This is a genomic window from Streptomyces sp. NPDC034103 (genome assembly GCF_055575395.1).
In genome coordinates this window covers 106,580-132,383 of the sequence record NZ_JBVISS010000006.1, presented here as the reverse complement: position 1 = coordinate 132,383, position 25,804 = coordinate 106,580, and the positions used below count along the sequence as shown (strand labels likewise).

The window sequence follows — 25,804 nt, the reverse complement described above, 5'->3', positions numbered from 1 at the left end:
GTCGCTCATGCCCAGAGCTGGCCCTGGAGGGTCTCGATGGCCTCTTCCGTCGTCGCCGCGGTGTAGACGCCCGTCGAGAGGTACTTCCAGCCGCCGTCGGCCACGACGAAGACGATGTCCGCGCTCTCCCCCGCCTTGAGCGCCTTGTTGCCGACGCCGATCGCGGCGTGCAGGGCGGCGCCCGTCGAGACGCCCGCGAAGATGCCCTCCTGCTGGAGGAGTTCGCGGGTGCGGGTCACCGCGTCCGCCGAGCCGACCGAGAAGCGGGTGGTCAGGACCGAGGCGTCGTAGAGCTCGGGGACGAAGCCCTCGTCGAGGTTGCGCAGGCCGTACACCAGGTCGTCGTAGCGCGGTTCGGCGGCGACGATCCTGACGTCCGGCTTGTGCTCGCGCAGGTAGCGGCCGACGCCCATGAGGGTGCCCGTGGTGCCGAGGCCCGCCACGAAGTGGGTGACGGAGGGGAGGTCGTTGAGGATCTCCGGGCCGGTCGTGGCGTAGTGGGCGCCCGCGTTGTCGGGGTTGCCGTACTGGTAGAGCATCACCCAGTCGGGGTGCTCGGCGGAGAGTTCCTTGGCGACCCGGACGGCGGTGTTGGAGCCGCCCGCCGCGGGCGAGGGGATGATCTCCGCGCCCCACATGCCGAGCAGGTCCCGGCGTTCCTGCGAGGTGTTCTCGGGCATCACGCAGACCATGCGGTAGCCCTTGAGCTTGGCCGCCATGGCCAGGGAGATGCCGGTGTTGCCGCTGGTCGGCTCCAGGATGGTGCAGCCCGGTGTGAGGCGCCCGTCCTTCTCCGCCTGCTCGATCATGTGCAGGGCCGGGCGGTCCTTGACCGAGCCGGTGGGGTTGCGGTCCTCCAGCTTGGCCCAGATGCGGACGTCGGCGGACGGCGACAGCCGCGGCAGGCACACCAGAGGGGTGTTGCCCACCGCGGCCAGCGGGGAGTCGTAGCGCATGGGGATCAGGCCATGCCGCCGGCCACGGCCGGCAGGATCGTGACGTTGTCGCCGTCGGCGAGCTTGGTGTTGATGCCCTCCAGGAAGCGGACGTCCTCGTCGTTGAGGTAGACGTTGACGAAGCGGCGCAGCTCGCCGCCGTCCACGATGCGGGCCTGGACGCCCGGGTGGCGGGTCTCGAGGTCGGCGAAGAGCTCGGCGAGGGTGTCCCCGTTGCCCTCCACCGCCTTCTGGCCGTCGGTGTAGGTGCGGAGGATGGTGGGGATGCGGACCTCGATGGCCATGGCTGAGGGCTCCTGTCGGAAGGGTCTGGTCGGTGGCGCGCGGCAGCGCCGGCATGCGGGTGGTGCGGGCGGGAGCGCCGCGGCTCACGGCCGTACGGCGGCAGGGGGCAGCGTCAACAGATGGCGCTGGCGAGCCTGCACAGGTCGACGTGCAGCCGCGCCACGAGCAGCATGCCCGGCGTCTTGTCGCTCACGTCATCGAAAACCATGGGCTCATCGTATCGATTCCCGGTCGGGGTCCCCGAATGTGATCCCACATGGTGGACGGATTCCGGCCGGAATATGAGACCGCACAGCTCAGACGGACGCGCGCAGGACCAGCCGGGCGGGGACGACGGCGGTACGCCTCGCTCAGTACGCCTCCACGACCGTGACCTCCTCCTCCGTGATCTCGCCGTCGACGATCCGGTAGGAGCGGAACTGGAAGTCGCCGAGGCCGTCGGTGTCCGCCGTCGAGACCAGGACGTAGTGGGCGCCGGGCTCGTTGGCGTAGGAGACGTCGGTGCGGGAGGGGTAGGCCTCGGTGGCGGTGTGGGAGTGGTAGATGACCACCGGTTCCTCGTCGCGGTCGTCCATCTCGCGGTAGAGCTTGAGCAGATCGCCGGAGTCGAACTCGTAGAACGTGGGTGACATGGCCGCGTTCAGCATCGGGATGAAGCGCTCGGGGCGGTCGGAGCCGGCCGGGCCCGCGACGACGCCGCAGGCCTCGTCGGGGTGGTCCTTGCGCGCGTGCGCGACGATCTGGTCGACGAGGGCCTGGGTGATGGTCAGCATGCTGGCCAGGATAAGCAAAGGGCCGCCCCGTACCGACAGGTGGTACGGGGCGGCCCATATGCCGGACGCCGAGCGACAGTGACAGCGGCTGCCGCTGCGGCTGTGGCTGTGGCTGTGGCTGTGGCAGGGGGTTCCACGAGAGCTCCCGTCCACCGGACGTCCTGTGGGAGGGGGTCAGCCCGCCTTTTCGACGTCCGCCTTCTCGACGCCCGGCTCACGCCGCCGGGTGATCTCCGGGTTGCGGCTCTTGAGCACCGTCCAGCCGATACCGAGGGCCGCGGCCCAGCCCGCCATGACGTACAGGCAGACGCGCGAGTCGGCGTCGTACGCGATGAGACCGGTGACGAAGAGCAGGAAGGCGATGGCGACGTACGAGCACTTCGCGCCGCCCGGCGCCGGGAAGGAGGAGGCGGGCAGGCGGCCCGCGTCGACCGCACGGCGGTACAGCACATGACTGATCAGGATCATCAGCCAGGTCCAGATGCCGGCCGCGGTCGCCACGGAGACGACGTACCCGAACGCCTTCTCGGGAACGACGTAGTTGAGGACGACCCCGATGCCCATGAAGGCGACGGAGACCGCGATACCGAGGGCCGGGGTCTTGGTGGAGGACAGCTTCTTGAAGGCCGCCGGCGCCTCGCCGCTCTCCGCCAGGTTCCGCAGCATGCGGCCCGTGGAGTACATACCGGAGTTGCAGGAGGACAGGGCCGCGGTCAGCACGACGAAGTTGACGATGCCGGCGGCGGTCGGGATGCCGATCACCGCGAAGGCCTTCACGAAGGGGCTGACGCCTTCCGCGAACTCGGTCCACTTCACCACGCACAGGATGACGGTCAGGGCGCCGACGTAGAACAGCGCGATACGCCACGGCAGGGTGTTGATCGCCTTCGGGAGGGTCTTCTCCGGGTTCTCCGACTCACCGGCGGTGACGCCGACCAGTTCGACCGCGAGGTAGGCGAACATGACGCCCTGCAGGGTCATCAGGGACGAGCCGACGCCGTGCGGGAAGAAGCCGTCGAAGGCCCAGAGGTTGGAGACGGCGGCGGTGTCGCCGGCGGCGCTGAAACCGAAGGTGAGCACGCCCAGGCCGATCACGATCATGCCGATCAGGGCGGTGACCTTGACCATCGAGAACCAGAACTCGAGCTCGCCGAAGACCTTCACGGAGATCAGGTTGACCCCGAAGAGGATCACCAGGAAGGCCAGGGCGGTGACCCATCGCGGGACGTCCGGGAACCAGTAGTGGACGTAGATCGCGGCGGCCGTGAGTTCGGCCATGCCGGTGACGACCCACATCAGCCAGTACGTCCAGCCGGTGAAGTAGCCGAAGAACGGGCCGAGGAACTCCCGGGAGTACTCGGCGAACGAACCCGAGACCGGGCGGTAGAGCAGGAGCTCACCGAGCGCCCGCATGATGAAGAAGATGATCACGCCGGCGAGGGCGTACATGAGGATCAGGCTGGGCCCGGCCTTGGCGATGTTCGCCCCGGCTCCCAGGAAGAGGCCGACGCCGATGGCGCCGCCGATCGCGATCATCTGGACCTGGCGACTGCCGAGGCCACGCTCGTAACCCTCTTCGGAGGTCTTCTCCGAACCTGTGTCGACCTGAGCGGAGGTCATGTGTGTGGTGCGCCTTTCTCCATGCCGACCCGGGCCTCTCGTCGGCCCCGGATCGGTTCTCGATCCCCCCGGATGGATGGAGCTGAGCGGGCGTGCGAGGCCCGCTCGTGCCTGGCCGGCGATCCGCCGGCTCGGTGGCGCACCCGACCGAACATACGGATGGTGTTCGTCGGGCGGTCGTGAAGATTTATCACGGCCGCACCATCGATCACCTGGGCGAGATGTGGCGCAGCACACAGGAAGAAGCGGACAAAGGGCCACCGGGACGGGCATACGCCGTGACCACGGTGACGTGATCGTTATCCGGATTTGAGCGTCCGCTGAGCGAACACAAAATCGTCACAAACTACGGCAGAAGGGTCGTGACGAGGGTTTCCTGGAGTCCGCCCAGCCACAGGTAGGCCATCACCATCGGCTTACGGGGGTCCTCGTCCGGGAGCCGGTAGAGGAGGTCCGTGTCCTCCTCGTCGGTGATCTCCAGCCGGGAGCCGATGGCGAGGCGCAGGTCGTTGAGGGAACCGAGCCACTGCCGTGACTCCTGCGGCGACAGCTTGAGCACCGCCCCGCCGTCGCCCACCGGGCGCAGCGCGTCCAGGGACCGGACGACCGCGAGGGCGTTCTCCCGCTTGCCGGCCCTGAGGTCGTTCTCGGTGTACCGGCGGAACTCCGAGGAGTACGCCTTCTGCTCCTGTGCCCGCTCGGGCCCCGGCGTGCCCTCGGGGTCGCTGTAGGCGTCGGGGAACAGGCGCCGGAGGACCGGGTCGGAGGGCGGCTCGCTCGGGCCGTCGGCGAAGAGCTCGGCGAGGGGGTCGCCGGAGGTGTCCTCGGCGGGGCCGGGACCGATGAGCTCCAGGAGCTGGACGGCCAGCGACCGGATGATCGAGATCTCGACGTCGTCGAGGGCGACGGCCGCGCCGCCGCCGGGGAGCGGTTCGAAGTGTCCAGGCATGAAGGTCAGTTCAGCTACTTCCGGTCCTGCGAGCGGGGTCGGGTCATTTCCGGTCCTGCTGGAGGGTGGCCCACAGGCCGTAGCCGTGCATGGCCTGCACGTCGCGTTCCATCTCCTCGCGGGTCCCGCTGGAGACGACCGCCCGGCCCTTGTGGTGAACGTCGAGCATGAGTTTGGTGGCCTTGTCCTTCGAGTACCCGAAGTAGGTCTGGAAGACGTAGGTCACGTAGCTCATGAGGTTGACCGGGTCGTTGTGCACGATGGTGACCCAGGGGACGTCCGGCTCGGGGGCGGCGAAGACCTCTTCCGCCGACTCGGTGCGTTCGATCTCTACGGGAGCGGGTGACGTCACAGGGCCCATGCTGCCACGAGCCCCACAAATCGTCACACTGACGCGAAGTGGGGTAGCATCCGTTGTTATGAACACAGCGGACCTTGGGCTGCCAGTGGACGTTCCCTCGACGGCGCTCTTCACGGACCAGTACGAGCTGACGATGCTCCAGGCGGCGCTGAAGGCGGGTACCGCCGAGCGGCACAGCGTCTTCGAGGTCTTCACCCGGCGCCTGCCGGACGGGCGCCGCTACGGCGTCGTCGCGGGCACCGGGCGGGTCCTGGACGCCGTCGAGAACTTCCGTTTCGACCCCGGCGTCCTGGGCTTCCTGGCCGAGCGGGACATCGTGGACGCGGAGACCCTTGAGTGGCTCGCCTCCTACCGCTTCTCCGGTGACATCTGGGGCTACCCGGAGGGCGAGGTGTACTTCCCGGGCTCGCCGATCATGCGGGTCGAGGGCTCCTTCGCCGAGTGCGTGCTGCTGGAGACCGTGATCCTGTCCATCCTCAACCACGACTCGGCGATCGCCGCGGCCGCCTCCCGGATGTCCTCGGCCGCCGGCGGCCGCCCGCTGATCGAGATGGGCGCCCGCCGCACCCACGAGCTGGCCGCCGTCGCCGCCTCCCGCGCCGCGTACGTCGGCGGCTTCGCCTCCACCTCCGACCTGGCGGCCGGCTTCCGCTACAACATCCCGACCGTCGGCACCTCCGCCCACGCCTTCACGCTGCTGCACGACCGGGAGCGCGACGCCTTCCAGGCCCAGGTGGACTCGCTGGGCCGGGGCACCACCCTGCTCGTCGACACCTACGACGTGACGGAGGCCGTCCGTACGGCGGTGGAGGTCGCCGGGCCCGAGCTGGGCGCCGTCCGCATCGACTCGGGCGACCTGCTCCTCGTCGCGCACCGGGTGCGGCAGCAGCTGGACGAGCTGGGGGCGACCGACACGAGGATCATCGTGACCTCGGACCTCGACGAGTACGCCATCGCCTCGCTCGCCGCGGCGCCCGTGGACGCGTACGGCGTCGGCACCCAGCTGGTGACCGGCTCCGGGCACCCGACCGCCTCGATGGTCTACAAGCTGGTCGCCCGCGCCGAGTCCGCCGACCCGAAGGCGCCGCTGGTGCCGGTCGCGAAGAAGTCCTCCGGCGGCAAGAGCTCCGTCGGCGGCCGCAAGTGGGCGGCCCGGCGACTGGACGCGGACGGGATCGCGGAGGCGGAGGTCGTCGGCACCGGGGCGGTCCCGGCCGAGTACGCCGACCGGCAGCTGCTCGTCGAGCTCGTCAAGGGCGGTGACGTGGTCGCCCGCGAGCCGCTGGACGTCGTACGGGACCGGCACACCGCCGCGCGGGACGGGCTGCCGCTGTCGGCGACCCAGCTGTCGCGCGGGGAACCCGTCCTTCCGACGGAGTACGTCCAGGGGCGCTCGGGTAGCCAGTAGGGGCCGGACCGGGCTCCCTCGCGGGTACGCCCTCCCGCAGCGCCGCCGAAGTCTCCAGACTCGTAACTTCACTCTTAGTCGAAGGACACCCACCATGCGCCGCGCCTTGATCGTCGTCGACGTACAGAACGACTTCTGCGAAGGGGGCAGCCTCGCGGTGGCCGGGGGTGCCGATGTGGCCGCCGCCGTCACCGAGCTGATCGGACAGGCGGCCGGTTCCGGGTACCAGCACGTGGTGGCCACCCGCGACCACCACATCGCGCCCGGCGGCCACTTCGCCGACAACCCCGACTTCGTCCACTCCTGGCCCGCGCACTGCGTCGCCGGCACCGAGGGCGTGGGCTTCCACCCGAACTTCGCCCCGGCCGTCGCCTCCGGCGCCGTCGACGCCGTCTTCGACAAGGGGGCGTACGCGGCGGCCTACAGCGGCTTCGAGGGCGCCGACGAGAACGGCGTCCCGCTGGGCGACTGGCTGCGGGCGCGGGACGTCCTGGAGGTGGACGTGGTCGGCATCGCGACCGACCACTGCGTACGGGCCACCGCCCTGGACGCGGTCCGCCAGGGCTTCCGCACCCAGGTGCTCCTCGACCTGACCGCCGGGGTGGCCGCCGAGACGACCGAGCGGGCCCTGGAGGCGATGCGCGACGCGGGCGTGGACCTCTCGGGCAAGCCGGTGGTGCAGTAGCCGGACGCGGACCGCCGGGGCGTCGCCCGTGGCCCGGCGGCGCGTCCTGAGCCGTGGCCCGGCGGCTCGGGAGATCAGGCCCGCCGGGTCTCAGGCCCGGGGTCTCAGGCCGGTGCCGTCGGCCTCCTCAGCAGGGCCCTGATCGGGTGCCAGAGCTCCTGGGCGAGTTCCGGGCCCAGGGCGACAGCGTTGTCAGGGGCGGTGCGCCATATGAGGCCGTCCGGGTGGTGCAGGACGGCGGTGATCTCGTCGGGGCTCGGCGGCGCCGCGTTGCCGCGGAGGTAGACCGCTCGAAGGCCCAGGTTGCGGAGCCTGGTCAGGGCTCGTGCGCGGTTCTGGGCATGGACGAGGACACGGACGCAGCCCGTGCCGTCGGTGGCGGGTCTGGGCAGGTTCAGCGCCACCACCACGCTGCCGGTCGGCAGCTTGCAGAAACCTCCTGCGGCCATGCAGTCACACCCCCGTGTGCACCGGTGTCAATAAGAGAACCATCAGGACGCACCTAAACACGATCGGCGGCGACCCGCCAGGGGGTCACCGCCGATTCGCCTCTGACCTGCGCAAACGCGGTTTACTTCGTCGCGCGGCCCACTTCGAGCGTGATCACGGAGCCGTTCTTGGCCTCCTTGACGATCCTGATCTTGGTGTTGGTGTCAGTGAGCCTGACGCCCGCGAACGGGGTCGTCTCGTCGTAGTAGGTGCTCGTGTGGTCGTTGAAGACCGGCACCCCCCTCGACGACGGGACGCGCGTCGCGACGTCCGCGTTGTGCAGCGTGATGCCGTCCGTGCGGTACAGGCTGAAGGGCGAGTCGTAGGACTGGATGCGGCTGCGCATCGGCGTCCCGTCGGACCACTTCAGCGCGGTCGGGTGCGAGTCGACCGGCAGCAGCAGACCGACGCCGGGGTGCTCGCTGGTGTTGTTGTCCGGCTGGGAGGTGTCCCACTTCCAGATCAACAGGCCGTTCTGGTACGGGAAGTGCTCCACCCAGCTCGGACGGGTCGTGGAGAAGCCGAAGTTGTACGGGCCGACCTTCAACGTCCTGTCGTACGACACGTACTGGCGGTTCTCGGCGAGGTAGTACTGCGCGTAGTCCTTGGTGAAGGACGCGCCCACCCGGGAGAAGCCCTTCGCCGTCCAGGCCGCGTCCGCGCTCTCGGCGTCGTCCGCGAACAGCGCGGTGCCGTCGGCGACCACCGAGATCCGGTCGGCCGTGAAGCCCTGCCCGGCCACGCCGCCGTCGGTGGCGTAGCGGAAGCGCAGGTCGATCTTCCGGCCCGCGTAGGCGTCCAGCGGGAAGGACAGCTTCTTGTACGTCTCCGAGAACCCGGTGATCACCGGCTTGTCGCCGGCGTCGCGCGGGAGGGCCTGGCCGTCCGCGGTGCCGTCGATCGGCGTCCAGTTGGCGCCGCCGTCGGTGGAGACCTCGGTGTAGAGGTTGTCGTAGTTCTTCTCGGTGGCCCACCAGCCGTCGAGGGTCAGCGTCGCCGAGGACCGGCCGGTGAGGTCGACGGAACGGGCCAGCGTGTTCTTGAGGTCGTTGCCGCTGCCGCTCCACCACTGGGTGGCGCCCTGGGCGGGGGCCACGAGCTCGGTGGTGACGGGCTTCTCGGGCAGCTCTACGACGAGCGCCTGCTTGTTCTTCGTGTGGTACTCGGCGAGCCCCAGCTTGTGCTTCGACCGGGTCGCGGCCTTCGCCACGTCGTAGTCCAGCCAGCCCAGTTGCAGCTTGTCCCAGGCGGTCATGTCGCCGGGCATGTCGCCGATGGTGTCCTTGCCGGTGCCGAGCCAGGAGCCGGAGGACATCAGGGTCCAGAAGCCGGTGGAGTTCTCGCCGCCGCCGGAGGTGTCGTAGTGGTCCGGCAGACCGAGGTCGTGGCCGTACTCGTGGGCGAAGACGCCGAGTCCGCCGTTCTCCGGCTGGATGGTGTAGTCGCCGACCCAGATGCCGGTGCCGCCGACCTGGGTGCCGCCGAGCAGGTTGCCCGTGGGGCCGGTGGCGCCCGCGTCGGTGCCGAAGGCGAACCAGCGGTGCGCCCAGATCGCGTCCTCGCCCTGGGCGCCGCCGCCCGCGGACTCGTCCTCACCGGCGTGCACGATCTGGAAGTGGTCGATGTAGCCGTCGGGCTCGTTGAAGTCGCCGTCGCCGTCGAAGTCGTCGCGGTCCCACTGGTCGAACTCGGCGATCTCCGTCTTGATCTGGGCGTCGGTGCGCCCCGCCGCCTTCCGCTGGGCGACCCAGGCGTCCACTCCGTCCCGCACCGCGTTCCAGGCGCAGGTGTCACAGGAGTTGGAGCCGTAACGGGCCTCGTTGTAGGGGACCTTGACCCAGTCGGTGACCTCGCCCTCGATCGAGTACCGGCCCGAGGACTGCTTCTCGTAGTAGCTCTTCATCGACGCGGTGCCGTCGCCGAAGTAGAGGTCCTCGTAGTGGGCCTTGTCGTAGTCCGCCTGCCAGGCCGTGGAGTTGTCCGCGGCGCGGTCCGGCCGGGCTATCTCGTTGTGGGCCGGGCCGGGGGTGCCGCCGTAGCGGCTGTCGACCTGGTCGCCGAACTCGACGAGGATCGTGAAGATCTTGTCGGTCCGCTCGCGGCCCAGCTCGACGTACTTGCTGTCGCCCTTGCGGCTCTTGAGCGCGACGACCTGGGAGCCGTCGCGGTCCTTCACCGTGGCGGCACCGGAGATGACCTGCTTGAGCGCCTCTTCGCGCTGCGCCTCGCGGGTCTTGGAGAGCGGGCCGTCGAGGTCGTGCTCCCGCGTGGTCTTCGTGGGCTGCGGGTCGGTGCGCTGTGCGGCGGCCGGTGCCGCCGGGTCGGCCTGCGCCGCGGCGAACGTGGTGGTCGCCGCCATCGCGGCGGCCAGCGCGACGGTGGTCGCGGCCGCTCTGAACGTCCAGGGTCTGCTGGGCACTGGAGTCTTCCTCCCCTAGTCAAGTGACGGCATTCGACTAGAGGTTCGGCAGAAAAGACAGACCTTGACTTGAACAGGACAACTGCACTATGCGGATCCGGTGTCCGCTTTGCGAACGCCTCGGGCGGGTCCGGAGCGGTCCTCGACCGGCGCTCGCGTCCGTCCACTTCGTGGACGGTATGACTCCGTGCGCCCCCCGTGCACCGGTACTGTTGGTTAGGTCACGCTTACCGTTCGTTCCGCTCGGGCATGCACGCGAATAGAGTCGCTTGGCGGAACGCTCCGGAACCGACGGAATGCCAGGCCGACACCCCCGTGGACCCCCACTTCCGAGGACACGATTGCCATGCCTCGTCCGACTGCCGCACAGCTCGCCTACGGTTCGTTCACCGTGATCTTCTCGACGCTCGCCATGCTGCTGCTGTCACAGACGAGTTCGGGCGTGGGGATCGTGGTCATCACCGTCGCCGCGCTCGTCCTCGGGCTGCTCGTCGCCCTGACGGTACCGACGCCCAGGGCGCGTGTGGTCGCCATGCGCAAGCCCGCCACCGAGGCGGCCCAGGAGCCCGTGCCGGCCGCGGCCACGAGCTCCAGGACCGCCGCCTGACCGTCGCGTTCGGCGGTGCCGGTCAGGCGGTGCTGACCACCACCGTCTTGGCCGCCTTGTCGTGCAGGCCCTGCTTGTAGGGCTTGTCGAAGAAGCTCCAGCCGCCCGAGACGGCGGTCCACACGCAGGCGCAGCAGAACGCGAACGGGATCCACAGCACCGCCGCACGCGCCAGCGCGGTCTGCACGGAGGGCGTGGAGCCGTTCTCCAGGTTGGCCACGCGCAGGCCGAGCCACTTCTTGCCGAGCGTCTGGCCGGAGCGGCTGATCATGACAGTGTCGTAGGCGATGTAGAGCACGGCGGCCACGAGCGACTGCGTGAACGACTTGCCGTACTCGACCTTGTCGGTGTCCACGTCGTACTCGTTGACGTTGAAGCCCCAGGTGAGCAGGGCGACGACGACGCCGACGAGGATCATGTCGATGATCCGGGCGAGGGTGCGCCTGCCGCTGTCGGCGAGCGGGGGCATACCGGCGAGCGGATCGTTCGGGTACGAGCCGCCGCCGTACGGATCACCACCGCCGTAGGGGCTGCCTCCCTGAGGGCCGCCCTCGTAGGGGCTGCCGCCGTACGGCGGGGGCTGGCTGCCGTACGGCGAGCCCGCGTCGCCCGGCGGCGGGGGCTGCTTCCTGAACCGGTCGTCTTCCGGCGGCTGCCGGCCGGAGCCGGGGGGCGGTTCGCTGCTCATGGCCCGAGTCGACCGCGAACCCCCCGGCTCCGCATCCGGCGAGCGGCCGTCCGGGGTACGGAATCGTCCGGCTCTCTCGCCGTATCCGGCTATCCCGCCACGAACGTATGTGCGGCCTTGTCGTGCCAGCACTGGCGCCACGGCTTGTCGAACAGCCCCCACACGACACCCACGACACCGATGGCGAGCAGACCGGGGACGCTGTAGACGAGCCAGCGGCGCAGGGCGGCGCCGAAGGTGGGGGGTTCGCCGCCCTCGATGTCCCGCACCTGAAGGCCGAACAGCTTCTTGCCGAGGGTGCGGCCCCACTTGGCGGTGGGCAGCGCCTCGTACAGGACGCCGAAGAGGATCAGGACGGCGAGGACGATGCCGAGGTAGACCGAGGTGGTGCCGTCCAGGAGCCAGACCGTGACGGTCTCGCCGGAGAGCTTGGCCGCGTCGATCTTCTCGTTGACGTGGTCGAGCGCCCTGATGCCGAGCGGGACGGCCGCGGCGCCGGTGACCCCGACGAGGACGACGGTGTCCAGCAGCCGCGCGGCCAGCCGCTTGCCGAGCCCGGCGGGACGGGCGGAGGCCTGCCGGCGGGCGGCGGCCTGGAAGATGTCCTCGACGGGCGGCTTCCAGGGCGTGACGGGCTGCTCCTCGTCCGGGTTCGCCGCCAGGCGGTGCACCTGCTGGGCCCACGAGGGCTGACCGCCCCCGACGCCACTGGCCATGGGCGTGGACTGCGCCGGCACGGACGGGGCGGGGGACGCGGACAGGGGCGGCTGCGGTCCGGAGGGGGAGGCGGGGGCGGGCGCCTGGACCTGCGCGGCCGCGGCACGCTCCGCGGCGACCTTGCCGGCGGCGAACCCCTGGCCGCCGGGCGCGGACTGCGGGCCCGCCGCGGCACCGGGGGCCGACGTGGCCGACGGGGGTCCGAAGCCGCCCGCCGCCGCGCTCTCGGAGCGTGCGCCGCCCGTGCCCCCGCCCTGCGCCCCGCCCTGCGGGGCCGTGCGCGGGGAGAGCGCCCGGAAGGTCATGGTCCCCTCGTCGCCACCGGGGCCGGCGGGGGCCGGGAAGGCGGGGCCGCCGGAGACACCGGGACCGGCCGGGGCGGGGCCGGGGGTGCCCGGTGCCGCCGGGGGCGTCGGGGAGGGTGCGGAGGGTGCCGCTCCCCCGGGCGTCGGCCTGCGGAAGACGAAGGTGTTGCCCGAGGGCGGGGCGTCGGACTCCGCGGGCGGGATCGTCGCGGTGCCGTCGCCGGTCGTGGTGTCGGAGGGGACGCGGGGGTCGGTGCCCGCGGCCGCGCCCCAGGAGACCCGGCGGTCCGGGTCGCCGCCGAAGCCCGACTGGTGGACGCGGTCGGCGCCCCAGGCGGAGGCGGGCTCGGGACGGCTGCCGTGCTGGACCTCGGACGCGGGCCGGGGGTCCTCGTCGAAGAAGTGCGGACCCGTCTCCTCCACCGGCGGGACAACCGAGGACGCGCCCTGCGCGGGCGCCGCCGCCTCGCCGTCGGACGGGGCCGGACGGCTCGTGCCCGGCACCCAGGAGGCGCCGTTCCAGTACCGGACGTATCCAGGGATGGAGGGGTCCGGGTAATACCCCTCGCGGGGCCTGTCGTCACCGGGTGCCGGGGTTGGGGCGCTCATGTCCGTCGTCCCGTATCTGCTCGGGGGTGAATAGAGGGGGCTCCACATCTATCAGACCGGCGCCGCCCCCGGCCTCCAGTCCCACCGGACCCACACCTTCGAGAGGCCCGGAGAAAAGTTCCCCGAACCCGCGTAATGCCCGCGGCCCCACCCCGCTCTCTCCTTCCGCGGGCCCGCCACAGGGCCGCGCACGAGCGGAGAGGAACCGTACGACATGTACTACACCGTGGTGGAACGCGAACTGGAGCTGCGGCTCGTCCTGTCCCCGGAGCGGAGCATCCCGGTCCCGGCCCGGCTGAGCTACCGCACCGACGACCCCTACGCCGTCCACGTCGCCTTCCACATCAACTCCGACCATCCGGTGGACTGGACGTTCTCCCGCGATCTGCTGATCGAGGGGGTGTTCCGGCCGTGCGGGCACGGGGACGTGCGGGTGTGGCCGACCAAGACGGAGGGGCGCGGCGTCGTGCTGATGGCGCTCAGTTCACCCGACGGTGACGCCCTGCTGGAGGCGCCGACCGCCCAGGTGTCCGCCTGGCTGGAGCGGACGCTGCGGGTGGTGCCCCCGGGGACCGAGAGCGAGCAGCTCGGGATCGATGACGCGCTCGACCAGCTGCTCGCCCGGTGATCCCGGCACCCCGTAGGTCAGAACAGCTTGCCGGGGTTCAGGATCCCCAGCGGGTCGAAGACCTGCTTGATCTGCCGTTGCATCTCCACCCCGACGGGCCCGATCTCGCGGGCCAGCCACTCCTTCTTCAGCACGCCGACGCCGTGCTCGCCGGTGATCGTGCCGCCGAGTTCCAGGCCGAGGGCCATGATCTCGTCGAAGGACGCGCGGGCCCGCCGGGACTCGTCGGGGTCGGCGGCGTCGAAGCAGACGGTGGGGTGGGTGTTGCCGTCCCCGGCGTGGGCGACGACGCCGATGGTGAGCCCGTGCCGCTCGGCGATCCGCTCGGTGCCCTCGAGCAGCTCGGCGAGGCGGGAGCGGGGCACGCACACGTCGTCGATCATCGTCGTGCCCTTGACGGCCTCCAGGGCGGGGAGCGACAACCGGCGTGCCTGGAGGAGGAGTTCGGACTCGGCGGTGTCGTCGGCGGGGACCACCTGGGTGGCGCCGGCGGTCTCGCACAGCGCGCCGAGGGCGGCGAGGTCGGCGGCCGGGTCGGTGGTGTCGAAGGCGGCGAGCAGCAGGGCCTCGGTGGTCTCCGGGAGCCCCATGTGGGCGAGGTCGTTGACGGCCTTGACCGTGGTGCGGTCCATCAGTTCGAGGAGGGACGGCACGTGTCCGGCCGCCATGATCCGGCAGACCGCGTCGCAGGCGGCGGCCCCCGAGGCGAACTCGGCGGCCAGCACCAGCTGTTCGGGCGGTTGCGGGCGCAGGGCGAGGGTGGCCCGTACGACGATGCCGAGGGAGCCCTCGGAGCCGACGAACAGCCGCGTCAGGTCGTACCCCGCGACGCCCTTCGCGGTCCGCCGGCCGGTGGACATCAGGCGGCCGTCGGCGAGGACCACGTCGAGTCCGAGGACGTACTCGGCCGTCACGCCGTACTTCACGCAGCACAGCCCGCCGGAGGCGGTGCCGATGTTGCCGCCGATGGTGCACATCTCCCAGCTGGAGGGGTCCGGCGGGTAGGAGAGGCCGTGTTCGTTGACCGCGCGGGAGAGGGTGGCGTTGAGGACGCCGGGCTCGACCACCGCGATGCGGTCGACGGGGCTGATCTCGAGGATGCGGTCCATCCTCGTCAGGGACAGCACAATGCAGCCGTCGGTGGCGTTGGCGCCGCCGGACAGGCCCGTGCGGGCGCCCTGCGGGACGACCGGGACGCGCAGGTCGGTGGCGGTGCGCATGACGTGCTGCACCTGTTCGACCGTGCGTGGCAGGACGACGACGGCGGGGGCGCCGGCCGGGCAGAAGCTGGCCATGTCGTGGGCGTAGGAGGCCGTGATGTCCGGGTCGGTCAGGACGGCCTCGGCGGGCAGGCCGCTGAGGAGTCGGTCGACCAGGTTTCCGGTGACCTCGTCGCGAGGCGCTTCGATACGGCTCATGATCACAGCGTCGCACCCGGGGCCATCGGTGTGAACCCCGTCTGCGGCGACCGTCACCTGCCCGGGTGTGGTCGTCGTACTGGCGCATGGTGAGCGCCATGGAGAACCAAGAGGAGGCGGCCCCTCGGCGTCCGCGTGCCGGCCGACGGGTTCTGATCGCCGCCGTCACCGGGTGTCTGGTGCTCGGCGGGGCGCTGATGGCGCTGCCGTGGCAGCCGCCGCGGACGAGGGCGCCCGCACCGCCGGCCCCGGGGGCGCAGGCGCGGGCCGCGGTCGTCGCGGGGGTGCCGGCCGCGCTGCCCGACCTCGCGGTGCTGATCGGCGAGCGGGAGGCGCACCTGCGCCGGCATCCGCGGGACGCCGAGTCCTGGGCGGTGCTCGGGGCGGCGTACGTGGAGCAGGGGCGGCGGACCGCACAGCCCGGGTACTACCCGAAGGCCGACCGGGCGCTGCGTACGTCCCTGAAGGTGGACCGGAACGCCGAGGCGCTGGCCGGCATGGCGGCGCTGGCGAACGCGCGGCGGGACTTCGGGGCGGCCAAGCAGTGGGGCGAGGCGGCCCGGCAGCGGGAGCCGAAGCGCTGGACGACGTATCCGGCGCTGATCGACGCCTACACCGGGCTCGGCGACTGGAAGGCGGCCGGGCGGGCTCTGGAGCGGTTGCAGGAGCTGCGGGGCGGGCCGGCGGTGATGGCGCGGGCCGGTGCCGTGTACCGGGACCGGGGCTGGCGGGAGGACGCGATGGCGCAGCTGTCCGACGCGGCGGCGGGGGCTCAGGCGCCGGCCGAGCGGGCGGCGTATCTGGAGCGGGTGGGGCAGCTGGCCTGGGAGCGCGGTGACCGTGAGCCGGCGCTGCGGAACTTCCAGGAGGCGGTGCGGATCGACCCGGACCAGCGGGCCGCGCAGGCCGGGCAGGGGCGGGTGCTGGCGGCGCTGGGGCGGAACTCGGAGGCGCTGAGCGCCTACCGGGCGGCGCTGGCCAAGCGGCCGGATCCGCAGTACGCCCTGGAGCTGGGCGAGTTGTACGAGTCGCTGGGGCTGCGGCAGGGCGCCCAGGTCCAGTACGACCTGCTGCGGGAGCGGGTGCGTGAGGCGGCCGCGGGTGGGGCGGACGAGGAGCTGGTGCTCGGGGTGTTCGAGGCGGACCACGGGTATCCGCGGGCGGCGGTGCGGCGGTTGCGGGCCGAGTGGGAGCGCCAGCCGGGGATCGCGGTGGCCGACGCGCTGGGGTGGGCGCTGTACCGGGCGGGTGAGGACGAGGAGGCGCTGCGGTACGCGGTGCGGGCGACGGACACGGTGCGCGGCGGCGGGGTGCGCAGCGCGCTGTACGTCTACCACCGGGGCATGATCGAGCGGCGGTTGGAGCGGTACGGGCCGGCGCGGCGGCACCTTCAGGAGGCGCTGCGGATCAACCCGTACTTCTCGCCGCTGCACGTGCGCGCGGCCCGGCAGGCGCTGGCGGCGCTGGGTGAGCCGCCGGTGGAGAACGTGCCGGTGATGGACGCGAAGGGGGCGTCCTAGGGCCGGCAGGGCTCAGACGGCGGCGGTGCCGATGAGGGCGTTGCGTGTGACGAGCGCCGCGAGTTCGTCCTCCGTGAGCGCCTCGGTGCCCTCCGGGCGGCGGGGCAGCACCAGGTAGCGGGTCTCGGCGCTGGAGTCCCACACCGTGATGTCCACGGTGGCGGGCAGCTCGAGGCCGAACTCCCGGAGCACCGCCCGGGGTTCGCGCACCACGCGGGAGCGGTAGGCCTCGGACTTGTACCAGCTCGGGGACGGGCCGAGGAGGCGCAGCGGGTAGCAGGAGCACAGGGTGCAGACGACCACGTTGTGGGTGGTGGGCGTGTTCTCCACCACGCGCAGCCGCTGGTACGAGCCCTCCAGGTAGCCCAGTTCGCGCACCGCGGCGGTGCCGTCCGCCAGCAGCCGGGTCTTGAAGGCCGCGTCGGTCCAGGCGCGGGCGACGACGCGGGCGCCGTTGGCCGGGGACGACTGCGCGAGGAACGCGTCGATCGCCTCGTCGACCTTCTCGCCGCTGATCACGCCCCTCTCCTCCAGCAGGGTCTCCAGTCGGCGCACCCGGCGGGCGAGGGTCGCGTCCGTGTGGTCACCGCTCATCGGTCCGCTCCTCCGCGTCCGCTTCCAAGTAGCTTTCCCACAGGTCCAGTACGACGTGGTGGTCGCCCTCGCCCCACAGGTCGCGGGCCTCGAAGCGGACCGCGTAGATCTGCTCGACCGGCGCGTCCGCGCGGCCCTGCGCGCTGACGTCGGCCAGCTCCGCCGGTCCCTCCGGCTCGACGACCACGCCCCGCTTGCCGCGCGCGTACCGCGGCAGCCGGGTGTGGTGCGGCGGGTCGTGGGGGAAGGTGCGCACGCGGGTGCCGGGCGGGAAGCGGTCAGTCATCGAGTTCCCCCGGTGCGATGACGCCCTTGCGTTCCAGCAGGGCGCAGAGCGCGGTGAACCAGCGCTCGTAGTAGGAGGCCGCCAGGTACTGCGCGGGCGGCATCGCCTCGATCGCGTCCCGGAACTCGTTGGTGTTGAAGATCCCCTGCCCGCGCAGGGTGTTGAAGAGTCCGACGACCCGCGCCTCCCAGTCCGCGTGGAAGGGTTCGGTGTCGTCGGCGGTGTCGATGGCGCCGAAGCCCTGGGTGCCGCCGACGTCGTTGATCCTGGCCATGGGTCCAGCCTACGGATGTTCCCGCGAGGCGGGCTTGTAGTAGAGGGAGAACCTGCGCTTGCCGGCCGCCCCGGAGGCCAGGCCCAGATACAGCCGGGTCCCGCCCTGGTGGCGGACGGCGACGCCCTCGGGCTCGCGGAAGGTCAGGGAGCGGCCGGCCTCGGTGCGCAGCCGCTGGAGGAGTTCGCCGGTGGTGATGTCGACGCAGGACAGGTGGGCGTTGCCGTGCCGGGCGGGCGGGTTGGTCCCGGCGTCGTAGGCGGTGCCGGCGAGTTGGTAGAGGTGGTCGCCGTGCAGGGCGTAGCCCTGGAAGGGGATCGTCCGGTCGGGGTGCGCGTCGGGCTGGGCGAGGTCGGCGACGGGGTGGTCGTAGTCGCGGGCGCCGAAGGCGTCGAGGTCCCAGATCCGGTAGCGGGGTCTGCCCTTGACGCGGTAGCGGACGGCGATGCGCCGCGAGGCCATGCAGACCGAGGGCTGGTTGTTGGTCGAACCCGGTATCGGCTTGCGGATCCTGACGTCCTCGCGGGTGCGGGTGGCGCCGTTCGCGAACTGGAAGCGGGTGACGCCCTGGCCGTAGCCGCCGTCGGCGTCGGCCTCGGTCCAGATCCAGACCTTGCCGTCGGCGGCGTTCTGCACGCCCATGCTGACGCCGTGCCCGAAGCCGTGGAGGTGCATGTGGCCGAGGAGTTCGCCGTCGTGGCCGAGCCTGTTGAGGCAGAGGTTCCCGGCGTCGAGGCCGCCGCGCCGGACCTGGAGGACGTAGAGGTGCCGGTGCACCTCGTCGAAGGCGAAGGACTGCAGGACCGTGCCCTCGTGCAGGGCCTTCTCCCTGAGCCGGCGCCGCGCCGGTACGCCGAGGTCGATGCGGTCGGTCACGGTGTCCCCTGGTTCCCGTGGGCGTCCGGGTGACGTCCACGGGACCGAGAGTGTCAACTCGCGTTCGGCGGTTTCAAGGCTCTGCCGGTGCGGCTGGTGGATTCAAAGCTGGTTCACAGGTTGCCGCGCCTGGCCTGCTCCCGCTCGATCGCCTCGAAGAGGGCCTTGAAGTTGCCCTTGCCGAAGCCCATCGAGCCGTGCCGTTCGATGAGTTCGAAGAACACGGTCGGCTTGTCCTGGACCGGCTTGGTGAAGATCTGCAGCAGATAGCCGTCCTCGTCGCGGTCGGCGAGGATCTTCAGCTCGCGCAGGGTCTCGACGGGGACGCGGGTGTCGCCGACCCACTCGCCGAGGGTGTCGTAGTAGGAGTCGGGGGTGTCGAGGAACTGGACTCCCGCCGCCCGCATGGTCCGTACGGTCTGGACGATGTCGTTGGTGTTGAGCGCGATGTGCTGGACGCCGGCGCCGCCGTAGAACTCCAGGTACTCGTCGATCTGGGACTTCTTCTTGGCGATGGCGGGCTCGTTGATCGGGAACTTGACCTTGAGCGTGCCGTCCGCGACGACCTTGGACATCAGGGCGCTGTACTCGGTCGCGATGTCGTCGCCCACGAACTCCTTCATGTTCGTGAAGCCCATGACCTTGTTGTAGAAGCCGACCCACTCGTTCATCCGGCCGAGCTCGACGTTGCCGACGCAGTGGTCGATGGCCTGGAAGGTGCGGTGGGCGGGCGGCTCGACGAGGGGGGCCGCCGCCGTGTACCCGGGCAGGTACGGGCCGTCGTAGCCGGAGCGGTCGACGAGGGTGTGGCGGGTCTCGCCGTAGGTGGCGATGGCGGCGAGGACGACGGTGCCGTGCTCGTCCTTCAGCTCGTACGGCTCGGCGACCGAGCGGGCGCCGTGCTCCAGGGCGTAGGCGTGGGCGGCGCGGGCGTCCGGGACCTCGATGGCGAGGTCGACGACGCCGTCGCCGTGCTCGGCCACGTGCTGGGCGAGGAAGTGGCCCCAGGGGGTGGCGGGCTTGATCACCGAGGTGAGCACGAACCGGGCGGAGCCGTTCTCCAGGACGTACGAGGCGGTCTCGCGGCTGCCGTTCTCCGGTCCGGAGTAAGCCACGAGCCGCATGCCGAAGGCGGTGGAGTAGTAGTGCGCCGCCTGCTTGGCGTTGCCCACGGCGAACACGACCGCGTCCATTCCCTTGACCGGGAAGGGGTCGGCCTGCCGGGCGGTGTCGGGGGTCTGGTGTGTGGTCTGCGTCATAGCCGCAGCTTTCCCCCGGCACGCAAGATGCGCAATAGTTTGCGTTTCCGCTGTGCAGAATGACCAGTACCGGGCCCGTTTCCGCGGGCCTTCTGTACAGGATGACCACTGGGAAGGGGTGGCTCTCGTGGGGATCGACGGGCTGGACGGACGGATCATCGTGCTGCTGGCGCGGGAGCCGCGGATCGGGGTGCTGGAGATGTCCCGGCGGCTGGGGGTGGCGCGCGGGACGGTGCAGGCGCGGCTGGACCGGCTTCAGTCGAATGGCGTCATCCGGGGCTTCGGGCCGCAGGTGGACCCGGCGGCGCTCGGCTACCCGGTCACCGCGTTCGCCACGCTGGAGATCCGGCAGGGCCAAGGGGCGGACGTACGGGCCCACTTGGCAACCGTGCCGGAGGTGCTGGAGCTGCACACCACCACCGGCAGCGGGGACATGCTGTGCCGCCTCGTGGCCCGCTCGAACGCCGATCTCCAACGTGTGATCGACCTGGTCGTCGGTTTCGATGGCATCGTCCGGGCCGCCACGGCGATCGTGATGGAGAACCCCGTTCCGCTGCGGATCATCCCGCTGGTGGAGCAGGCGGCCGAGGACTCGGAGAGGACCTGACCGTCGTGGGGTGACCGCGTGACCTTCTGGGAGTACCTGGGCAACCGCCATCAGCAGCTGCTCACGGATGCCTACCAACACGTCAGCGCGGTCTTCCAGTGCATGGTCGTGGCGACGGTGATCGGGGTCCTGATCGGTGTGGTCACCTATCGCAGCGACTGGGCCGGGAACCTCGCCACGACCGCCACCTCGACCATCCTGACCATTCCGTCGCTCGCCATGATCGGTCTGCTCATCCCGATCGTCGGCCTGGGCGTGCCGCCCACGGTGATCGCGCTGACCCTGTACGGCCTGCTGCCGATCGTGCGCAACGCGATCGTCGGGCTGCGCGGTGTCGACCCCTCGCTGGTGGACGCGGCGAAGGGCATCGGGATGTCCCGGCCGATGCGGCTGGTCCGCGTCGAGCTGCCGCTGGCGTGGCCGCCGATCCTGACCGGCATCCGGGTCTCCACCCAGATGCTGATGGGCATCGCGGCCATCGCCGCCTACGCCTCCGGGCCCGGCCTCGGCAACGAGATCTTCCGCGGGATCGCCTCGCTGGGCAGCAAGAACGCGCTCAACCAGGTGCTCGCGGGCACGCTCGGGATCATCGTCCTGGCCCTGCTGTTCGACGCCGCGTACGTCCTGATCGGACGGCTGACCATTCCCAGGGGGATCCGTGCCTGAGGCCTCCGGTGCCGCCATCGAGCTGGAGAACCTGACCAAGAGGTATCCCGGCAATCCGCAGCCTGCCGTCGACAACGTCACCATGGAGATCAAGGCGGGCGAGATCGTCATCTTCGTCGGTCCCTCCGGGTGCGGTAAGTCCACGACGCTCAAGATGATCAACCGGCTGATCGAGCCGACCGGCGGCCGCATCCGGATCAACGGCGAGGACGTCACCGACATGGACCCGGTGAAGCTGCGCCGCAAGGTGGGCTACGCGATCCAGTCGGCCGGTCTCTTCCCGCACATGACGGTCGCGCAGAACATCGCGCTCGTGCCGAAGATGGTCGGCTGGGGCAGGAGCCGGATCAAGGACCGGGTGGAGGAGCTGCTCGACCTGGTCGGGCTCGATCCTGGTGAGTTCCACGGCCGCTACCCGCGCCAGCTCTCCGGCGGCCAGCAGCAACGCGTGGGCGTGGCGCGGGCGCTCGCGGCCGATCCGCCGGTGCTGCTGATGGACGAGCCGTTCGGCGCGGTCGACCCGATCACCCGCGACCATCTCCAGGACGAGCTGATCAGGCTCCAGCACGAACTGCACAAGACGATCGTCTTCGTCACCCACGACTTCGACGAGGCGATCAAGCTCGGTGACCGGATCGCCGTGCTGCGCGAACGCTCCCACATCGCGCAGTTCGACACCCCGGAGGCGATCCTCACCAACCCGGCGGACGATTTCGTCTCCGGTTTCGTGGGCGCCGGGGCGGCCCTGAAGCGGCTGAACCTCTCCCGGGTCGGGGACGTGGGGATCACCGACTATCCGACGGTGACCGTCGACGACCCGCTCCAGGAGATCTTCGCCAGGCTCCGCTCCAGCGGCACCAACGAGATCCTGCTGCTCGACCGGCGCGGCCGGCCCTACAAGTGGCTGCGGCGCGGCGACCTGATGCGGGCGCGGGGCTCGCTGGCCCGCGCGGGCACCCTGGTCCGCGACACGGTGACCCGGGACGCGACCCTGCGGGACGCCCTGGAGGCGGTGCTCACCGACAACGCGGGGCGGGTCGCGGTCACCGGGCGGCGCGGGGAGTACACCGGCGTCGTCGACATGGAGACGCTCTTGAACTCCGTGCACGAGCTGCTGGAGGCCGACCGGCTGGACGCCTTGGAGCACCAGCACGAGCTGGAGCGGACGCGCGCCGCCGTCACCCATGCCGAGCAGGAGGGCTACGGAGGGGAGAGGAAGGCGTGACCGTCCCCGAGCTGGAGGAGGAGCAGGAGACCGAGCGGACGGCGCCGCCACCGGCGCCGGTGCGGCGACGGGTCAGCTGGCAGAAGCTGACCTTCCTGCCGGCCGTGCTGGTGGCGCTGCTGCTGGCGACCTGGCTGTGGTTCCAGCAGGCGGACCTGGACTCGATCTCCGAGAACGCGCTGTCGAACGGGCAGGTGTCGAAGGCCCTTTGGCAGCATGTGTGGCTGACGGTGGTCTCGACGTTCTTCGTGCTGATCATCGCGATCCCGCTGGGTGTGCTGCTGACCCGCACAGCGTTCCGGCCGGCGACCCCGGTGGCGATGGCCGTCGCCAACATGGGCCAGGCGACCCCGGCGATCGGTCTGCTGGCCCTGCTGGTGATCTGGCTGGGCACCGGCACCAGGGCGGCCCTGATCGGGATCATCGCCTACGCCGTGCTGCCGGTGCTGTCCAACACCGTCGCGGGCCTGAAGGCCAACGACCCGACCCTGCTGGAGGCGGCCCGCGGCATCGGCATGTCCCCGCTGGGGGTGCTCTCCCGCGTCGAACTGCCGCTGGCGGTCCCGCTGATCCTCGCGGGCGTACGGACGGCACTGGTGCTCAACGTCGGTACGGCGACCCTCGCGACCTTCGGGGGCGGCGGCGGTCTGGGCGTGCTGATCACGACCGGCATCACCAACCAGCGCATGCCCGTGCTGATGCTCGGCTCGATCCTCACCGTCGCCCTCGCCCTCCTCGTGGACTGGCTGGCGTCCCTGGCCGAACTGCTGCTCAGGCCCCGGGGGTTGGAGGTGGGGACATGAGACGCGCCGGGGTACTGACGACAGCCGGTGCGCTGGTCCTCGCCTCGGCGTGCGGACTGACCAGCGGCTCCCCCATGGTCGACGACGTGCGGCCGGGGTCGATCGGCCGGGGCCGGCCGCTGAAGGGGGCCGATCTGACCGTGACCTCCAAGGAGTTCACCGAGCAGCTGATCCTCGGCGCGATCATGGGGATCGCCTTCGAGGCGGCGGGCGCGGACGTCCTGGACCGCACCGGCGTCCAGGGCTCCGTCGGCGCGCGGGAGGCGGTCAAGTCCGGTGACGCGGACGGGATGTACGAGTACACGGGCACCGCGTGGATCACCTACCAGGGCAACAGCGAGCCGATCGCCGACCCGCGGGCGCAGTGGGAGGCCGTACGGAAGGCCGATCTGGGCAACGGGCTGACCTGGCTGCCGCCCGCGGCCCTGAACAACACCTACGCCCTGGCGATGAACCAGGCCCACGCCAGGAAGCACGGCACGAGGACCCTGTCCGACGTGGCCAGGCTGTCCAGGTCGGATCCCGGCGCGGTGACCCTGTGCGTGGAGAGCGAGTTCGCCAACCGGGCCGACGGGCTGCCGGGGATGGCGAAGGCGTACGGGATGAGCGTCCCGGCGCGGAACATCACCCAGATGGACACCGGGATCATCTACACCCAGGTGGCGAAGGGCAGTTGCGCCTACGGGGAGGTGTTCACGACCGACGGCCGTATCAGGTCCATGAACCTGGTGGTGATGGCGGACGACAAGAAGTTCTTCCCCAACTACAACGCCGCCCCCGAGATCAACTCCCGGACGCTGAAGAAGTGGCCGGCGATCCGGAAGGTGCTCGACCCGGTCACGAGGAAGCTGGACAACACGGTGGCGCGGGAGCTGAACGCCAAGGTGGACGTGGACGGACAGGACCCGCACCAGGTGGCGCTGGACTGGATGGAGAAGGAGGGCTTCGTGAAGGAGGGCTAGGAGATCCGGGGTTCAGCAGCTCGGGACGGAGCCCTTGCCCGAGTCCAGCGCGACCAGCGCGCTCACCGCGCCCTTCAGCGTGGTCACCGGGATCAGGCGCAGCCCCGGGGGCAGTTCGGCCTGCGCGTCCGCGCACTCGTCCTTCGGGACCAGGAACACCGTCGCCCCGTCCCGCTTCGCGGCCTGGGTCTTCAGGGGCACGCCGCCGACCGCGCCCACCGTGCCGTCCGGGTCGATCGTGCCGGTCCCGGCGATGGTGCGGCCCCCGGTGAGGTCGCCGCCGTCCCCGTCGCCGTCCAGCTTGTCGATGATGCCCAGCGTGAAGAGCAGGCCCGCGCTGGGGCCGCCCACGTCGGACAGCTTCAGCGCGACCTTGACGTCGTCGTCCTTCAGTCCCAGGTAGTTCAGCGCCGCCTCGGTCGCCGCGTCCTGGGACTCCTTCATCTGCTCGGTGTTGTGCCGCTCGATCTCCTTGGTGGACTGCCCGCTGGGGTAGACCGAGTCGCGCGGCATGACCGCGCGGTCGGTGTCGAACCAGGCGTCGAGCACGTCGCCGAGCGAGATCCGGGTGTCCGGGTTGGTCGCCTCGATGGTCGTCATCCGCAACTGGCCGCTGGTCTTCCGGGTCGGCGCGCCGGAGATCGTGATCACGGGGGTGCCCTTGTTCTCGCCGAGGACGTTCGCCGTCATGCCCGGCTGCGCCAGCGAGAACGGCAGCGGTGCCAGGGCCGCGGTGGCGATCAGGGCCACGACGGGCAGGGCACAGACGGCTACGGCCTGGGGGCGTGTGAGGCGAGAGAGCACGGGGTCAATCTACGGGACGGCGACTTCCGGCCGGTTGCGGGAGGGCGGGCGCGGGACGGCGTACGACGGACGTACGACCGCGGCCGGGCCGCCCTCCGCGGCTCACCGCAGTGCCTCGGCGACCTCCCGTGCCGCGTCCACGACCCGCGGCCCGACCCGTTCCGGTACGGAGTCGGCCAGCATCACCACGCCGACGCTGCCCTCGACGCCGGTGACGCCGAGCAGGGGTGCGGCGGCGCCGCTCGCGCCCGCTTCCAGTTCGCCCTGCGTGAGGGTGTAGCCGGGGTCCCGCGGCGGCTGGACGCGGGCGGAGAGGATGGCGCGGCCGGCGGCCCCGCGGTCCAGGGGGTGGCGGAATCCCGCCCGGTAGGCCACGTGGTAGTCGGTCCAGGTCGGCTCGACCACGGCGACGGCGAGCGCCTCCGCCCCGTCGACCAGGGTGAGGTGGGCGGTCGCCCCTATGTCCTCGGCCAGGGCGCGCAGGGCCGGCAGCGCCGCCTCGCGCACCAGCGGATGCACCTGACGGCCCAGGCGCAGCACGCCGAGCCCGACCCGGGCACGACCGCCCAGGTCACGCCGTACGAGTGCGTGCTGTTCCAGGGTGGCGAGCAACCGGTACACCACGGTCCGGTTCACGCCCAGTTTGTTGGATAGCTCGGTGACGGTCAGCCCGTGGTCCGTATCGGCCAGCAGCTTGAGGACACGCAGTCCTCGGTCGAGCGTCTGAGAGGTCTCCGCGGTCACGACGCCCACTCCTCCAGTGGTGAGGTCGGCGGCCCTGTCGCGGCGATGCGTCATCGAGTCCCGTCGCTGACGCGCTTCAGAGGCCGCCGATCGGCCGGCGATCCGGAGCGTTCTCCGGACCGCGTCGCTTCACGGCTGCGCTCCGCGGCGGCGCTGCCACGGGGCGTGTGCGTAGCGGGACAGTAGCGAAGCCGGTTCGCTGAGCGGAAGGCTCCGTCCAGAATCCGGGCAGTGGCCGGTACGGACCGCTCGGGTTTGCCCTGATAC

At 71.1% G+C, this 25,804-nt stretch carries 29 protein-coding genes; 10 read left to right on the top strand and 19 right to left on the bottom strand.

All coding sequences use genetic code 11. The features are described from left to right. Positions 1-5: 5 nt before the first annotated feature. The 7 genes from ACZ56U_RS14680 to clpS all read right to left on the bottom strand — a co-directional run bounded on the left by ACZ56U_RS14680 (position 6) and on the right by clpS (position 4,944). Positions 6-956, bottom strand: a complete 951-nt coding sequence (locus ACZ56U_RS14680; protein ID WP_469084378.1) for a PLP-dependent cysteine synthase family protein — start codon at positions 954-956, stop codon at positions 6-8. 5 nt (positions 957-961) lie between these two features. After that, positions 962-1,240, bottom strand: coding sequence for a MoaD/ThiS family protein (locus ACZ56U_RS14675; RefSeq protein WP_353696802.1), 279 nt, complete (start codon positions 1,238-1,240; stop codon positions 962-964). A 113-nt stretch (positions 1,241-1,353) separates the two neighbouring features. Beyond that, positions 1,354-1,449 (bottom strand): putative leader peptide, encoded by a 96-nt coding sequence (locus tag ACZ56U_RS14670; protein ID WP_469084377.1) that lies wholly within the window; start codon positions 1,447-1,449, stop codon positions 1,354-1,356. Between the two features lie 142 nt (positions 1,450-1,591). Further along, entirely contained in the window at positions 1,592-2,014 is a 423-nt protein-coding gene (locus ACZ56U_RS14665) for a M67 family metallopeptidase (RefSeq protein WP_327717362.1), read from the bottom strand. A gap of 174 nt (positions 2,015-2,188) precedes the next feature. Beyond that, a complete protein-coding gene (locus tag ACZ56U_RS14660) occupies positions 2,189-3,634 on the bottom strand; it encodes an amino acid permease (RefSeq protein WP_469084376.1) in 1,446 nt (481 codons plus the stop codon). 346 nt (positions 3,635-3,980) lie between these two features. Next, positions 3,981-4,583 (bottom strand): DUF2017 domain-containing protein, encoded by a 603-nt coding sequence (locus ACZ56U_RS14655; protein WP_469084375.1) that lies wholly within the window; start codon positions 4,581-4,583, stop codon positions 3,981-3,983. Positions 4,584-4,626: 43 nt separating this feature from the next. Then, positions 4,627-4,944, bottom strand: coding sequence for an ATP-dependent Clp protease adapter ClpS (gene clpS / locus ACZ56U_RS14650; RefSeq protein ID WP_391236133.1), 318 nt, complete (start codon positions 4,942-4,944; stop codon positions 4,627-4,629). A 58-nt stretch (positions 4,945-5,002) separates the two neighbouring features. Between clpS and ACZ56U_RS14645 the strand changes: the two genes are divergently transcribed. Together ACZ56U_RS14645 and ACZ56U_RS14640 are read left to right on the top strand one after the other, a co-directional pair. Continuing rightward, a complete protein-coding gene (locus ACZ56U_RS14645) occupies positions 5,003-6,352 on the top strand; it encodes a nicotinate phosphoribosyltransferase (RefSeq protein WP_469084374.1) in 1,350 nt (449 codons plus the stop codon). Positions 6,353-6,446: 94 nt separating this feature from the next. Continuing rightward, positions 6,447-7,037: an isochorismatase family protein gene (locus ACZ56U_RS14640; protein ID WP_469084373.1), complete on the top strand. Its 591-nt coding sequence runs from the start codon at positions 6,447-6,449 to the stop codon at positions 7,035-7,037. A 104-nt stretch (positions 7,038-7,141) separates the two neighbouring features. Here ACZ56U_RS14640 and ACZ56U_RS14635 read toward each other — a convergent pair whose 3' ends face one another. Both ACZ56U_RS14635 and ACZ56U_RS14630 read right to left on the bottom strand, forming a co-directional pair. Continuing rightward, positions 7,142-7,486 carry a hypothetical protein gene (locus ACZ56U_RS14635; RefSeq protein WP_469084372.1) on the bottom strand — a complete coding sequence of 115 codons (345 nt, stop codon included), beginning with the start codon at positions 7,484-7,486 and terminating at the stop codon, positions 7,142-7,144. Positions 7,487-7,608: 122 nt separating this feature from the next. After that, entirely contained in the window at positions 7,609-9,945 is a 2,337-nt protein-coding gene (locus ACZ56U_RS14630) for an immune inhibitor A domain-containing protein (protein WP_469084371.1), read from the bottom strand. Between the two features lie 346 nt (positions 9,946-10,291). Between ACZ56U_RS14630 and ACZ56U_RS14625 the strand changes: the two genes are divergently transcribed. Beyond that, on the top strand, positions 10,292-10,552 hold the full coding sequence (locus ACZ56U_RS14625; RefSeq protein WP_469084370.1) for a hypothetical protein: 261 nt from the start codon (positions 10,292-10,294) through the stop codon (positions 10,550-10,552). A gap of 22 nt (positions 10,553-10,574) precedes the next feature. On the opposite strand, the gene ACZ56U_RS14620 is transcribed toward ACZ56U_RS14625, so the two are convergent. Then, positions 10,575-11,240 (bottom strand): RDD family protein, encoded by a 666-nt coding sequence (locus ACZ56U_RS14620; protein WP_469084369.1) that lies wholly within the window; start codon positions 11,238-11,240, stop codon positions 10,575-10,577. An 89-nt stretch (positions 11,241-11,329) separates the two neighbouring features. Next, positions 11,330-12,871 carry an RDD family protein gene (locus tag ACZ56U_RS14615; RefSeq protein ID WP_469084368.1) on the bottom strand — a complete coding sequence of 514 codons (1,542 nt, stop codon included), beginning with the start codon at positions 12,869-12,871 and terminating at the stop codon, positions 11,330-11,332. A gap of 214 nt (positions 12,872-13,085) precedes the next feature. On the opposite strand from ACZ56U_RS14615, the gene ACZ56U_RS14610 reads away from it, so the two are divergent. Beyond that, positions 13,086-13,499 (top strand): SsgA family sporulation/cell division regulator, encoded by a 414-nt coding sequence (locus ACZ56U_RS14610; RefSeq protein WP_469084367.1) that lies wholly within the window; start codon positions 13,086-13,088, stop codon positions 13,497-13,499. Between the two features lie 17 nt (positions 13,500-13,516). On the opposite strand, the gene ACZ56U_RS14605 is transcribed toward ACZ56U_RS14610, so the two are convergent. Further along, positions 13,517-14,923 (bottom strand): FAD-binding oxidoreductase, encoded by a 1,407-nt coding sequence (locus ACZ56U_RS14605; RefSeq protein ID WP_469084366.1) that lies wholly within the window; start codon positions 14,921-14,923, stop codon positions 13,517-13,519. Positions 14,924-15,015: 92 nt separating this feature from the next. Here ACZ56U_RS14605 and ACZ56U_RS14600 point away from each other — a divergent pair, with 92 nt between their 5' ends. Continuing rightward, entirely contained in the window at positions 15,016-16,437 is a 1,422-nt protein-coding gene (locus ACZ56U_RS14600) for a tetratricopeptide repeat protein (protein ID WP_469084365.1), read from the top strand. A 12-nt stretch (positions 16,438-16,449) separates the two neighbouring features. On the opposite strand, the gene nthA is transcribed toward ACZ56U_RS14600, so the two are convergent. From nthA to hppD, 5 genes are all read right to left on the bottom strand, one after another. Beyond that, a complete protein-coding gene (gene nthA, locus ACZ56U_RS14595) occupies positions 16,450-17,031 on the bottom strand; it encodes a nitrile hydratase subunit alpha (protein ID WP_469084364.1) in 582 nt (193 codons plus the stop codon). Beyond that, a complete protein-coding gene (locus tag ACZ56U_RS14590) occupies positions 17,021-17,317 on the bottom strand; it encodes an SH3-like domain-containing protein (protein WP_469084363.1) in 297 nt (98 codons plus the stop codon). The genes nthA and ACZ56U_RS14590 overlap by 11 nt, the downstream gene beginning before the upstream one ends. Further along, positions 17,310-17,591, bottom strand: a complete 282-nt coding sequence (locus ACZ56U_RS14585) for a hypothetical protein (RefSeq protein WP_469084362.1) — start codon at positions 17,589-17,591, stop codon at positions 17,310-17,312. Before ACZ56U_RS14585 ends, ACZ56U_RS14590 begins: the two co-directional genes overlap by 8 nt. A 9-nt stretch (positions 17,592-17,600) precedes the next feature. Then, a complete protein-coding gene (locus tag ACZ56U_RS14580) occupies positions 17,601-18,467 on the bottom strand; it encodes a phage baseplate protein (RefSeq protein ID WP_469084361.1) in 867 nt (288 codons plus the stop codon). 113 nt (positions 18,468-18,580) lie between these two features. Then, positions 18,581-19,726, bottom strand: coding sequence for a 4-hydroxyphenylpyruvate dioxygenase (gene hppD / locus ACZ56U_RS14575; RefSeq protein ID WP_391236170.1), 1,146 nt, complete (start codon positions 19,724-19,726; stop codon positions 18,581-18,583). Between the two features lie 127 nt (positions 19,727-19,853). On the opposite strand from hppD, the gene ACZ56U_RS14570 reads away from it, so the two are divergent. The 5 genes from ACZ56U_RS14570 to ACZ56U_RS14550 are packed head-to-tail and all read left to right on the top strand — an operon-like array spanning position 19,854 to position 23,989. Beyond that, the gene (locus ACZ56U_RS14570) at positions 19,854-20,333 is read left to right on the top strand and encodes an Lrp/AsnC family transcriptional regulator (RefSeq protein WP_391236172.1); all 480 of its coding nucleotides are present in this window, start codon (positions 19,854-19,856) and stop codon (positions 20,331-20,333) included. An 18-nt stretch (positions 20,334-20,351) separates the two neighbouring features. Next, a complete protein-coding gene (locus ACZ56U_RS14565) occupies positions 20,352-20,999 on the top strand; it encodes an ABC transporter permease (protein WP_469084360.1) in 648 nt (215 codons plus the stop codon). Beyond that, positions 20,992-22,224, top strand: a complete 1,233-nt coding sequence (locus ACZ56U_RS14560) for a betaine/proline/choline family ABC transporter ATP-binding protein (protein ID WP_469084359.1) — start codon at positions 20,992-20,994, stop codon at positions 22,222-22,224. The genes ACZ56U_RS14565 and ACZ56U_RS14560 overlap by 8 nt, the downstream gene beginning before the upstream one ends. Further along, the gene (locus ACZ56U_RS14555) at positions 22,221-23,027 is read left to right on the top strand and encodes an ABC transporter permease (RefSeq protein WP_469084358.1); all 807 of its coding nucleotides are present in this window, start codon (positions 22,221-22,223) and stop codon (positions 23,025-23,027) included. Before ACZ56U_RS14560 ends, ACZ56U_RS14555 begins: the two co-directional genes overlap by 4 nt. After that, positions 23,024-23,989: a glycine betaine ABC transporter substrate-binding protein gene (locus ACZ56U_RS14550; RefSeq protein WP_469084357.1), complete on the top strand. Its 966-nt coding sequence runs from the start codon at positions 23,024-23,026 to the stop codon at positions 23,987-23,989. Before ACZ56U_RS14555 ends, ACZ56U_RS14550 begins: the two co-directional genes overlap by 4 nt. A 12-nt stretch (positions 23,990-24,001) precedes the next feature. On the opposite strand, the gene ACZ56U_RS14545 is transcribed toward ACZ56U_RS14550, so the two are convergent. Together ACZ56U_RS14545 and ACZ56U_RS14540 are read right to left on the bottom strand one after the other, a co-directional pair. Continuing rightward, entirely contained in the window at positions 24,002-24,793 is a 792-nt protein-coding gene (locus tag ACZ56U_RS14545) for a S16 family serine protease (RefSeq protein ID WP_469084356.1), read from the bottom strand. Positions 24,794-24,895: 102 nt separating this feature from the next. Continuing rightward, the gene (locus ACZ56U_RS14540) at positions 24,896-25,537 is read right to left on the bottom strand and encodes an IclR family transcriptional regulator (protein ID WP_391236191.1); all 642 of its coding nucleotides are present in this window, start codon (positions 25,535-25,537) and stop codon (positions 24,896-24,898) included. Between the last annotated feature and the right edge of the window lie 267 nt (positions 25,538-25,804).

Coding starts and splice junctions, on each gene's coding strand:
- ACZ56U_RS14680 (WP_469084378.1), bottom strand. CDS start 956: ATGCGCTACGACTCCCCGCTGGCCGCGGTGGGCAACACCCCTCTGGTG.
- ACZ56U_RS14675 (WP_353696802.1), bottom strand. CDS start 1,240: ATGGCCATCGAGGTCCGCATCCCCACCATCCTCCGCACCTACACCGAC.
- ACZ56U_RS14670 (WP_469084377.1), bottom strand. CDS start 1,449: ATGGTTTTCGATGACGTGAGCGACAAGACGCCGGGCATGCTGCTCGTG.
- ACZ56U_RS14665 (WP_327717362.1), bottom strand. CDS start 2,014: ATGCTGACCATCACCCAGGCCCTCGTCGACCAGATCGTCGCGCACGCG.
- ACZ56U_RS14660 (WP_469084376.1), bottom strand. CDS start 3,634: ATGACCTCCGCTCAGGTCGACACAGGTTCGGAGAAGACCTCCGAAGAG.
- ACZ56U_RS14655 (WP_469084375.1), bottom strand. CDS start 4,583: ATGCCTGGACACTTCGAACCGCTCCCCGGCGGCGGCGCGGCCGTCGCC.
- clpS (WP_391236133.1), bottom strand. CDS start 4,944: ATGGGCCCTGTGACGTCACCCGCTCCCGTAGAGATCGAACGCACCGAG.
- ACZ56U_RS14645 (WP_469084374.1), top strand. CDS start 5,003: ATGAACACAGCGGACCTTGGGCTGCCAGTGGACGTTCCCTCGACGGCG.
- ACZ56U_RS14640 (WP_469084373.1), top strand. CDS start 6,447: ATGCGCCGCGCCTTGATCGTCGTCGACGTACAGAACGACTTCTGCGAA.
- ACZ56U_RS14635 (WP_469084372.1), bottom strand. CDS start 7,486: ATGGCCGCAGGAGGTTTCTGCAAGCTGCCGACCGGCAGCGTGGTGGTG.
- ACZ56U_RS14625 (WP_469084370.1), top strand. CDS start 10,292: ATGCCTCGTCCGACTGCCGCACAGCTCGCCTACGGTTCGTTCACCGTG.
- ACZ56U_RS14620 (WP_469084369.1), bottom strand. CDS start 11,240: ATGAGCAGCGAACCGCCCCCCGGCTCCGGCCGGCAGCCGCCGGAAGAC.
- ACZ56U_RS14615 (WP_469084368.1), bottom strand. CDS start 12,871: ATGAGCGCCCCAACCCCGGCACCCGGTGACGACAGGCCCCGCGAGGGG.
- ACZ56U_RS14610 (WP_469084367.1), top strand. CDS start 13,086: ATGTACTACACCGTGGTGGAACGCGAACTGGAGCTGCGGCTCGTCCTG.
- ACZ56U_RS14600 (WP_469084365.1), top strand. CDS start 15,016: ATGGAGAACCAAGAGGAGGCGGCCCCTCGGCGTCCGCGTGCCGGCCGA.
- nthA (WP_469084364.1), bottom strand. CDS start 17,031: ATGAGCGGTGACCACACGGACGCGACCCTCGCCCGCCGGGTGCGCCGA.
- ACZ56U_RS14590 (WP_469084363.1), bottom strand. CDS start 17,317: ATGACTGACCGCTTCCCGCCCGGCACCCGCGTGCGCACCTTCCCCCAC.
- ACZ56U_RS14585 (WP_469084362.1), bottom strand. CDS start 17,591: ATGGCCAGGATCAACGACGTCGGCGGCACCCAGGGCTTCGGCGCCATC.
- hppD (WP_391236170.1), bottom strand. CDS start 19,726: ATGACGCAGACCACACACCAGACCCCCGACACCGCCCGGCAGGCCGAC.
- ACZ56U_RS14550 (WP_469084357.1), top strand. CDS start 23,024: ATGAGACGCGCCGGGGTACTGACGACAGCCGGTGCGCTGGTCCTCGCC.